This is a genomic window from Micromonospora sp., from assembly GCF_048594385.1.
Taxonomy (GTDB): Bacteria; Actinomycetota; Actinomycetes; order Mycobacteriales; family Micromonosporaceae; genus Micromonospora; species Micromonospora wenchangensis.
Map to the genome: position 1 here is coordinate 1 of NZ_JBMDWU010000380.1, position 9,706 is coordinate 9,706.

The 9,706-nt window shown below is 70.8% G+C and carries 7 protein-coding genes, 1 tRNA gene and 1 other RNA gene; 6 read left to right on the forward strand and 3 right to left on the reverse strand.

Going from position 1 to position 9,706, the window contains the following annotated elements:
* A partial coding sequence (locus tag ACOJTC_RS20395) for a DNA polymerase III subunit gamma and tau (RefSeq protein WP_420118077.1) occupies positions 1-2,172 on the reverse strand: 2,172 nt, incomplete at its 3' end.
* Positions 2,173-2,279: 107 nt separating this feature from the next.
* An RNA gene (ffs, locus tag ACOJTC_RS20400) (signal recognition particle sRNA small type) lies at positions 2,280-2,369 on the reverse strand.
* Between the two features lie 82 nt (positions 2,370-2,451).
* Here ffs and ACOJTC_RS20405 point away from each other — a divergent pair.
* From ACOJTC_RS20405 to ACOJTC_RS20430, 6 genes are all read left to right on the forward strand, one after another.
* Positions 2,452-2,536: transfer RNA gene (locus ACOJTC_RS20405), tRNA-Ser, on the forward strand.
* A gap of 176 nt (positions 2,537-2,712) precedes the next feature.
* Positions 2,713-3,408 carry an alpha/beta fold hydrolase gene (locus ACOJTC_RS20410; RefSeq protein ID WP_420118078.1) on the forward strand — a complete coding sequence of 232 codons (696 nt, stop codon included), beginning with the start codon at positions 2,713-2,715 and terminating at the stop codon, positions 3,406-3,408.
* A gap of 284 nt (positions 3,409-3,692) precedes the next feature.
* A complete protein-coding gene (locus ACOJTC_RS20415; RefSeq protein ID WP_420118079.1) occupies positions 3,693-4,307 on the forward strand; it encodes a hypothetical protein in 615 nt (204 codons plus the stop codon).
* Between the two features lie 32 nt (positions 4,308-4,339).
* Positions 4,340-4,834 (forward strand): hypothetical protein, encoded by a 495-nt coding sequence (locus ACOJTC_RS20420; RefSeq protein ID WP_420118083.1) that lies wholly within the window; start codon positions 4,340-4,342, stop codon positions 4,832-4,834.
* Positions 4,835-5,191: 357 nt separating this feature from the next.
* Positions 5,192-7,501 (forward strand): hypothetical protein, encoded by a 2,310-nt coding sequence (locus ACOJTC_RS20425; RefSeq protein WP_420118080.1) that lies wholly within the window; start codon positions 5,192-5,194, stop codon positions 7,499-7,501.
* A 439-nt stretch (positions 7,502-7,940) separates the two neighbouring features.
* Positions 7,941-8,882, forward strand: coding sequence for a TRADD-N-associated membrane domain-containing protein (locus ACOJTC_RS20430; protein ID WP_420118081.1), 942 nt, complete (start codon positions 7,941-7,943; stop codon positions 8,880-8,882).
* 312 nt (positions 8,883-9,194) lie between these two features.
* Here the strand turns inward: ACOJTC_RS20430 and ACOJTC_RS20435 are convergent.
* Positions 9,195-9,706, reverse strand: a 512-nt coding sequence (locus ACOJTC_RS20435) for an RNA polymerase sigma factor (protein WP_420118082.1), incomplete at its 5' end; no start/stop codon positions are given.

The window sequence follows — 9,706 nt, forward strand, 5'->3', positions numbered from 1 at the left end:
CCATCCGTCCTCGCCACCGGGACGGGCCGGCTCGGGCCAGTCGTCGTCGGCCGTACCGGACCCGTCACCCCGCGCCTGCGGGTCGCCGCCCCGCACCGCCACGGCGGTCGCGCCGCCCGCACCGGAACCGTCCACCGCACCGGCACCGTTCGCGCGGCCGGTACCGGCAGCACCCGGCACCCCGGGCGCGCCACCGGGACCGCCCCCGCCGTGCGCGCTGGTCCCGCCGTGCGCGCTGGTCCCGCCATGCGCGCTGGTTCCGCCGGCGGGCGGGGAAGCGTCGGGCCGGGCCGCCGGGCCGCCGGCCACGCCGGACGGGCCGGGACCGGCATCCGGGCCGGCGGACGGACGAGCCGGGTGGGGGGTGGCACCACCGTCGAACGGGGAGTCGGCGGGAGGCGCGGACGGGCGGGCCGGCCGGGACGGACCAGCGGGGGTCACCCCGCCCCGCTCACCGGCCACCTCGCAGCGGATCTGCCAGCGCCCGCCCAACTCCTCGTAGAGCGCGTCGGTGAGCACCCGGGCGTGGTCGGCCATCATCTTGGCCAGCACCACCGACTTCACCGTCACCACCAGCGTGTCCCCGTCGAGGTCCCGGACCACGGCATCCCGCATCAGAGCGGCGATCCGCTTGTTCGTCCGGTTGACCTTGCCGACCACCTCCGGCCACGCCCGCCGGACGGCCACCGCGTCGAGCGCGCCCACCGGGTCGCTGCCCGGTCGGGGCGGCTCGGGCGTCGCCGGATCGGGCAGCACCGCCGACGGCGGCACCGGACGGCGTACGGGAGCGGCGTCGGCGACCGGTGTGCCACCCGACGGCGGCACGGCAGGTGCCGCCGAAGGCGATCCGGGGCGGGCACCGGCAGCGGCAGCCCGCGCGGCAGCCACCCCGGTGGGGGCTCCGGGCTCCGGCGGGGTGTCGGCGACGGCCGGGGCGGGCTGGGGGCGTACCTCGGTGGGGGCGGGGGGAGGCGCGGAGCCGGCGGCGGCCGGCGGCAGGTCGACGGCACCCAGGGTGAGCCGGCGCTCCATCCGTTCCAGGCGCTGGAGCAGGCCACCCGTGGAGTCGTCGACGCCGGGCAGCAGCATCCGGGCGCAGATCAGCTCCAGCAGCAGCCGGGGAGCGGTGGTGCCGCGCATGTCGACCAGGCCGTTGTGCACGATGTCGGCGCAGCGGGACAGCGTCGCCGGGCCGAGTCGCTGGGCCTGGGCGGCCATCCGCTCGATCTGGTCGGCCGGGCCGTCGATCAGGCCCTTGTCGGCGGCGTCCGGCACCTGCTGGAGCACGATCAGGTCGCGCAGCCGCTCCAGCAGGTCGGAGGCGAACCGGCGGGGATCGTGGCCGGCCTCGGCCACCCGGTCGACGGTCGCGTACGCCGCCGCGCCGTCCCCGGCGGCCAGCGCGTCGCACATCTCGTCGATGAGCGCGGCGTCGGTGACGCCGAGCAGCGCGGCGGCCCGGGGATAGCTGACCCCCTCCGGGCCGGCGCCCGCGATGAGCTGGTCGAGCACGGAGAGGCTGTCCCGGGCGCTGCCGCCACCGGCGCGCACCACCAGCGGGAAGACCGCCGGATCGACGGTCACCCCCTCGGCCTGGGTGAGCTGCTCCAGGTACGGCCGGAGCACCTTCGGCGGGATCAGCCGGAACGGGTAGTGGTGGGTCCGCGACTTGATCGTGCCGAGGACCTTTTCCGGCTCGGTGGTGGCGAAGATGAACTTGACGTACTCCGGGGGCTCCTCGACCAGCTTGAGCAGGGCGTTGAAGCCGGCCGACGAGACCATGTGCGCCTCGTCGATGACGTAGATCTTGAAGCGGCTCTGGGCCGGCGCGAAGAACGCCTTCTCGCGCAGCTCACGGGCGTCGTCGACGCCACCGTGGCTGGCCGCGTCGATCTCGATGACGTCGATCGAGCCGGAGCCGTCGACGGCCAGCGACCGGCACGAGTCGCACTGCCCGCACGGCTCCGGGGTGGGGCCCTGCTCGCAGTTGAGCGAACGGGCCAGGATGCGGGCGCTGGAGGTCTTGCCGCAGCCCCGGGGACCGGAGAACAGGTAGGCGTGGTTGAGCCGACCGCTGCGCAGCGCCTGCGACAACGGCTCGGTGACGTGCTCCTGGCCGATGACCTCGGCGAAGGTACGCGGCCGGTACTTGCGGTAGAGCGCCAGCGTCACTCGTCCCGCCTCCTCTCGACCGAGCCATTCTGCGCCGGTCGGGCGCGGGTGACCACCCACCACCCCGGGACCCGACCCGCAGGTACGGTACCGGTGGGCGGAGACAAAAAGGCCTCCCGTGCACCCGGCAGAGCTCGCTTATCCTTGCTGCCTTCCGGCCCTGGGGAGGTTCACGAGATACCGCCGCACGGGAGGTAGGCACCACCCTACCCGACCCCCGGTGGATCTTCGGGGGGTGGTGGGGTGGTCCGGCCGCCGGAGACCTGTATCCTGGCTCGCGGAGGATTCGCCTAGAGGCCTAGGGCGCACGCTTGGAAAGCGTGTTGGGATAAAACCCTCAGGAGTTCGAATCTCGTATCCTCCGCTCGTCTGAGCAGCACCAACGCGAGGGTCGGCCCCGATCGGGAGCCGACCCTTCGTCGTTTCCAGCAGCACCCGGCCGAGGTCGCGCCGCGTACGCCCACGGCAGAACGGGCACTCAGGCCCCCGCGACGGCCCCTAGGGTTCTCCGCAACAGCGGCCCGGTCGAGGGAGGCAGCCATGCGGATCGTCTTCGTGCACGGGGCGTGCGTACGCGACGGGGCGTGGTGGTGGTCCCGGGTCGAGGCGCTGCTCGCGGCCGGCGGGACGGCGAGCGTCGCGGTACATCTGCCGAGCTGCGGCGAACTGCCGGACGCGCGCCGACCGGCGGGGCTGGACGACGACGTCGAGGAGGTCCGTCGCGTCCTGCGCGACGGCGGGCCGGCGATCCTCGTCGCCCACTCCTACGGCGGGATGGTCGCCACTGCGGCGGCAGACGCCGGGGACGTCCGGCACCTCGTCTACGTCAGCTCGTTCCTGCCCGACGTGGGTGAGTCCCTGGCCGATCTCGGTCCCGCCGGACCCGCGCCCCACCTGGAATTCTTCCCCGACGGCACGTTCGCGGCCCGGCCCGAGCTGGTCCCGCCGCTGTTCCTGCACGACTGTGACCCGGCGGCGGTGGAGGGTGCCATGGCCCGGCTGGTCCGGCAGGACGCCGCCGTACTCACCACTCCGGTCCGCTACGCGGGCTGGCGGTCGACCCCGTCGACGGCGGTGGTCTGCGCCGGGGACCGGGCCACCCCGCCGGAGGTACAGCGCGCCCAGGCGGCCAGGGCGGGGCGGACGGTGGAGCTGCCGACCGGACACCATCCGATGCTCTCCCATCCGGAGCTGCTCGCCGGTCTGCTGCGGGAGATCGCCGCCGAACACGACTGAGAACATGTGCGCGGGACGCCAGAGGGGTCGGAGCGGTGCGTGTCCCTTACGGTCGAACGGTGAGGCGACCGCGCTTGTACGGACCGGGCGAACTGGCCGCCCCCCACCGCCCGCCCCGACCCACCTGCGGAAGACGACGAGTAGCCGCCCGGCCCGTCGGGCAGGGCAGCACGACACCGGCATGCCTCCCACCGCGAACCCCGGTACGGTGCGGGCACTCGCGGCGGCCCTGGATCCGTCGTACACATGTGCTATCCACAGGGTGTGGACGGCGGGGGGATTGGATGAGTTACCAGCTCAGCGCGGTCGTCGCGGATGTCGAGCTGCTCCGCGAGCAGACCGCCGACCTGGATCACGCGGTCCTGGCGGCGCTGCGGCAGGATTTCGCGCTGCTGCCGGTGACCCCGCAGTTGGTCGAGGAGCTGACCGGCGCGCTGCCGGACTACCACCCCGAGGAGCCGACCGCCGGGCAGCCGTTCGAGCTGGTGATCTCGCCGGCTCTGGGCGGGTTGCTGGACCGCTGGTCGCGGCGGGGTCCGGTGGCGTACCTGGAGGCGGAGTTCGCCGGTGGGATCGGCCACCAGGCATCCGCGGTGTGGCTCGGCGGCCGGTTGAGCTGGGGTCCCCGCTTCGACTCGGCCTTCACGCTGCCGCGCGGGGAGTGGCCGATCAACGCGGCGCTGGCCCGGCTCGGCGTGGAGCCCGGTCGGTGGCTGGACCCGTTCGCCGAGCTGGGCCTGCACCTGGAGCGGAACACGGACGGTTGGCTGACCCATGGCCGGCGCGGCCTGACCGCCGACTACTGGGACGAGCTGGCCGAGGAGTGGGAAGAGCAGGAATTCGCGGCCGACCAGCAACCTGGACGCCCCGGTCCCGTTGGGGACTGGGGGATTCCATGAAATTGCGACAATTTGCCGTGCTTGCGGCGTTACTGGTGGCTGCCTCGGCGTCGGGCAGCGGCACCCATCCGTCGGGGCCCGACATCCCGGCGCGGCCGATCGGCGTCAGCCAGGTGGTCGGGCTGCACGGCCTCGCCGGGGCCGAGTTCGGTGCCAGCGAGACGGAGCTGATCCGGCGCGGGGTGCTGCGCTCCGACGCCGACACCTGCGGCATGACGCTGGCCGGGCACGGGACGACCAGCCCGATCTTCGTCGACGATCGGCTGGTGCTGCTCTGGCTCGACGATCCGATGAGCACCCCGGAGGGGATCACCGTCGGCGCTCCCGTCGAGGAGGTGCTGAGCCGCTACCCGTCGGTGGTCCGGCTGCACGCTCCACAGCGGACGTACCGGTTCGACGGTCTGCTGGCCCGCGACGGCGACCGGGGTTACCTCTTCCTGCACGACGGAACCGCCGTCCGGGAGATCATCGCCGGGTACGCCGACTGGGCCCGCCGCCTCTTCGACGAAGGCTACGGCCCCTGCTGAACTCCGACCACGACGTGGATTGTCCGTGACCGGCCCCGATGAGAACATCTCCTGGCCACGCAGTCGGCGTCGGCAGCACACGGGGGATCGATGTCACGTACCGTCCTGTCCCGCCCGATAATCCGGGCCGGGAAGTCACTGCCACGCCTCGCGCTTGTCACCCTGCTCGTCTCGACCCTGGCCGTCGGCCCGATCGCCACAGGTGACGGGGCACCGACCCCGGCGGCGGCGGTCGGTACGTCAGACAGCGCGGCGACCCACCCGCCGGCACCCGCCACATCGGACCCGGGGTCGCCGGCCGCCACCGCCCGGAAGACGCCGGCCACCGGATCCGGCCGGAACACACCGGACCGGGACGTGCCGGTTCCCGCAGCGGAGCAGATCCCGCCGCACCTGGCGACGGCCCCGGCCCCCGGTGCGCAGGCCGCCGGGCTGAGCACCGAACAGCCACGTACCCGCTCCACCACCATTGTCCGGCAGCCCAAGCCACCCCGCTCCCGCTGCAGCGGCGGTCTGGTCCTTGGCACGGTCGTCACCTGCACCGCGATCGTCGACCAGGCGCAGGACGTCTGGACCGTCACCACCACCGCCGCCGACGACCTGCTGCTGATCCAGCTTGGGCGGGGCTCCGGGCCGGACTCCGTCGGCGGCCGGGTCACCGATGCCGCCGGTCGCGAGTTGTGCCGGCTCGGCGTGGACGCGAACCGCTGTCGGGTCGGTGCCGCCGGGACCTACCGGATCACCCTGCGGTTGCCGTACTCGACCGGGCGGGGGAACTACACGATCGCGGCCGAGTCGACGCATACCCCGTCGAGCTGCGGGCAGTTGCCGGCGGACCTGTTCGACTTCAGTTCCCCGGGGAGCACGGTGACGTTGCCGGCCGGAGCGGCGGCCCGGTGTCACCTGTTCGACCAGCCGCGCGGCGCGCTGCTGCGGTTCGCCGACCCGGGCGGTCCGCGCGACATCCGGGGGCTGATCCTCGACGGGCAGTTCGGAACGGTCTGCGAGTTGAGCTACGGCGGCGGTGACTGCTGGCTCGAACAGCCGGGCCCCTACCGGCTGCTGAGCTGGGAGCAGTACGGCAAGGAGGGCACCCACCTGGTCAAGGCCCGGCGGCTGTCCGACCCGGCGGGCTGCCAGAGCCTGCCGCTCGCCCCGTACGGCGACCCGGGCAGCGCCGTGAACAGTGGCGTTACCCCGGCCGGCGAGACGACCTGCCACACCTTCGGCACCGACGCGGCCCGGCCGCTGCTCGTCCGCGCCGTCAGCCTCGACGCCACCAGCTTCGACTGGCAGGTGCTGGATGCCACGGGCGCTCAGGTCTGCGCCCGGGAGGGCATCCCGGTCTGCACCGTGCCGGCCGCCGGCCGGTACACCCTGCTGGTCAGCAGTCCCCTCTACGCCGACCGGCCCCACCGGTACGAGGTGGCGCTGAACCCGCTCGACCGGGCCGACGGATGCGCGCCGAACACCGGCTACGCCCCCTGGGACCAACCGGCCCTCCAGGTACACCAGGTCGCCCGGGTACAGACCGACTGCCATCCCTTCACCGGCCGGGCCGGTGAACGGGTCATCGTGTCCGGCGCACGCTGGACGATGGACAGCGGTGGCGAACGGATCTGCACTGAGCCTTCCGACCAGGTCGGCTGCGTGCTCCCGGCCGACGGCGACTACCGGGTGATCTCGTACCGGGAGTGGACCGGGAACACCCCCGAGACGTACCCGCTGGCCATCAGGCGGATCTCCGACCCGGTGGGCTGCCCCACGGTCCGGCCCGGCAGCTACGGCACGGCACCCACCGGCGCCCCGGCCCCGGTGGCGTGCCGGATCCTGGACGTCCCGGCCGCCGGGGTCTACCGGGTGACCGCCCTGCACGGCGACAACGTGACCGCGTTCGCCCGGGTCCTCGACACCGCCGGCCGGACGCTCTGCGCCCAGGTCCGCTGCCCGCTGCCCGCCGGCCGGCACACCCTGCTGGCCAGCAGAGACGCCACCAGCACCACCGAGTTCGCGGTGTCCCTGCTGCCGCTGCGGCCGACCGGGTGCACACCCGTCTCCGACGCCGGCTGGGCCGACGCGCCGCACCGGGGCCGGATCGACACCTCCGGCCAGATCGACTGCCTGGTCCTGCCCACCCCGTCCGGGGCGTCGATCGCCACGCTGCTGCCTGTCGACGCCGCGCTGAACGTCGACATCGTGGACGCGGACGGCGAGGCGGAGTGCAGCCTCTGGTGGTACACCTGGCACGGCTGCGTACTGGACGGCCCGGCACCGCACTCGGCGCTGCTCACCGGGCACACCTTCGTGACGCAGCTGGCGTACACGGTGGGCTTCGCCCGGACCGACGCGCCGGCCTGCCCGACGCTGCCCCGGGACACCACGGACACCACCGTGACCACCGGCCCGGACCGCCTCGCGGCCTGCTTCACCGTCCCGGCCGACCAGCACGCCGCCCGGCAGACCTTCACCTGGGCGCGCACCGCCGGCACAGGCCGGGCCCGGCTGACCGTCTTCGACGGGACGGGCCGGTCGACGTGCGGGACGGACCGCGCCGCCCAGGGCACTGTCACCTGCGCGCTGCCTCCCGGCCCGGTCACCGTGCTGCTGGACACCGACGGCAACACCGCCACCTACCGAGTGGGTCAGCGGAACGCCGGCACGTCCTGACCGGGTCGCGGGTCGGCTCCGATCGGGGGCCGGCCCGGCCGGCCAAACGCGGAACGCCCGGTGCGATCCTCGCGGATCGACCGGGCGTTCTCGCTGTTCACGAGCGGTGGCGGCGGGATTTGAACCCGCGGAGGGCGTAAACCCTCACACGCTTTCGAGGTCTGCGACTCCCTGTGCGGGTTGAGCCTTGAGCAGGCTGCACCAGGCTAGCTCCCACTGGTCCGGACCCCGTCAGTTGAACTTGAACGAGTACGAACGAGACCGCAACTGAGACCAGGTGCCCACCATCCCGGAGGACCGGAGGGCCCCGGCGGCAACTCTCGTCCATCAAGGCGCGCCGTCGGTCCGGTCCGTCGCTTCCAGACGATCTGTACGCAGGCCATTTCACGGATGGAGCCGCTTCGCTACGCTCTGGCATTAGGCCGAACCGAGGAGCAGCGTGACGAGCAGCGAGGATCAAGAATCAGTCTCCGCAAGCGAGACCCTGCAGAGGGTCCCCGAGCGGAATTCGCCCGCGTTTCGGATGGCTTGGCGGACGTCTTCGGAGCGGGCGCGGTTGCAGCGAAGTGGCCGATATATCGCCGGCGCCGCCATTGCCGCAACCCTACTTGCCGGCATCGTCGCATTTATCTACGAGCGTTACGACGACCTATACGGATGCATCTCTTACTATAATGGCATCAGCAGCGAGGAGAGGGAGGAGTGCGCAACCAAAGCCATAGGAAGCGCGTTCGATACGTCCTTCTTTACCCTTCCGATAGCAGCTTCCATTGCGGCGCTATTTACGCTCTACTTCCACCTCCTCCAAGGCCGCGTCCTCCGTCGGGAATTGGCCGACCGCCTGGCCTATGAGGCGGCGCAACAGAAGCTCGCGGCCGTTGAGGGGGCCGTGTATGGGAGAGCAGCCGAAACCGCTACGCTGGAGCTCTCACCGCTCTGGACTGCAACGCACGAGCGCTTGAATTTATACCATCGAATCGCTACCAAGCAAGCGCAGGAAAGCTTTAGGCGGGCGCAGGCCGCAATGATTACAGGATTTGCCATTGTTGCCGCGAGTGTCATCCTGTCACTCCTGAGCCGTAGCGTTGCCGCAAGCATTGCTACAGGAATTCTCGGAGCCGTGGCTGCCGCGCTCAGCGGATTCATCAGCCACACCTTTATTCGTTCGCAAGAGTCTGCGGCCCAGCACCTTCGAGCCTATTTCCTACAGCCACTTGAGTTTTCAAGATATTTGGTAGCGGAACGCCTGCTTAACACCCTTAAAGATGACCAGAAGGCGGAAGGAATTCTTGCGATCGTCCAAGGAATTGCAAAGTTTTCGGCTATTGGCGGAGACACCCGGATAACCGAGGACGAGCCTGACCAAAAGGTGGGTGCCTAGCGCGAGACTGTGTCCCAATCTTCTCGGGTCCGCCTGAATGGTTAGCTGGCGGAAGCCCACCAGGCGGCGGACTGGGCACCTACCAAGCCTCGTCGGAGTCCCACCAACACGCTTTCCAAGTCTGCCGGCACTGTCCGGCAACGGTTGGGACCGTTCGCCAACTGGGCCACAGCCACCATGCACCCTCTCGCGAACGTTCGCGCACCGCCACGAATGAGACTGCAACTGAGACGACAAGAAGCTCCGCACCAGCAGCCAGGTACGGCCAGCTGTAAGCGGCGTAGATGGTTGACAGGCGCCGCTAGGTGGGAATCAAGCTGTGTCGTTATCCGCTGCCTGCCCTCGACCATCGCTGCGCGTTGAGAGACCTTCATCCTGTAGACCACCTCGCAGCGCACGCCGGGCGTGACGGAGACTGCTTCGGACGCTTGCCGGAATGACCTGAAGCATCTCGGCAATCTCAGCGGGGGTGTACCCATCGAGGATTAAGAGAAGTATCTGCCGTTGTCGTATGGGGAGGCCGGCAACGAGACGGCGCACGTGGTCCTGTTCTAACGCGAGATCGATACTTTGCTGCGCAGTCCATTGATCTGGTTCCGGCACTTCTGCGAGAGGCTCTGCACGGTTCGCCCGGAAGTGTCGCGCCCACAGCCGAGAGGCAACCCTACGGACCCAAGCCCCGGGGTGCCGGATTGCATTCCAATGCTTGAACGCCTCAAACATGGCATCTTGGGCAATGTCAGCAGCCTCGGAGCGATTGACACCTCGCCAAACAAGAAAACTTACCAATTGAGCCATCTCCGTTCGATAGAACCTATCGAACT

Bases quoted from the DNA above. Each gene is read 5' to 3' on its own strand.
- ACOJTC_RS20410 (WP_420118078.1), top strand. From the start codon at position 2,713: ATGCGGATCGTCTTCGTGCACGGGGCGTGCGTACGCGACGGGGCGTGG.
- ACOJTC_RS20415 (WP_420118079.1), top strand. From the start codon at position 3,693: ATGAGTTACCAGCTCAGCGCGGTCGTCGCGGATGTCGAGCTGCTCCGC.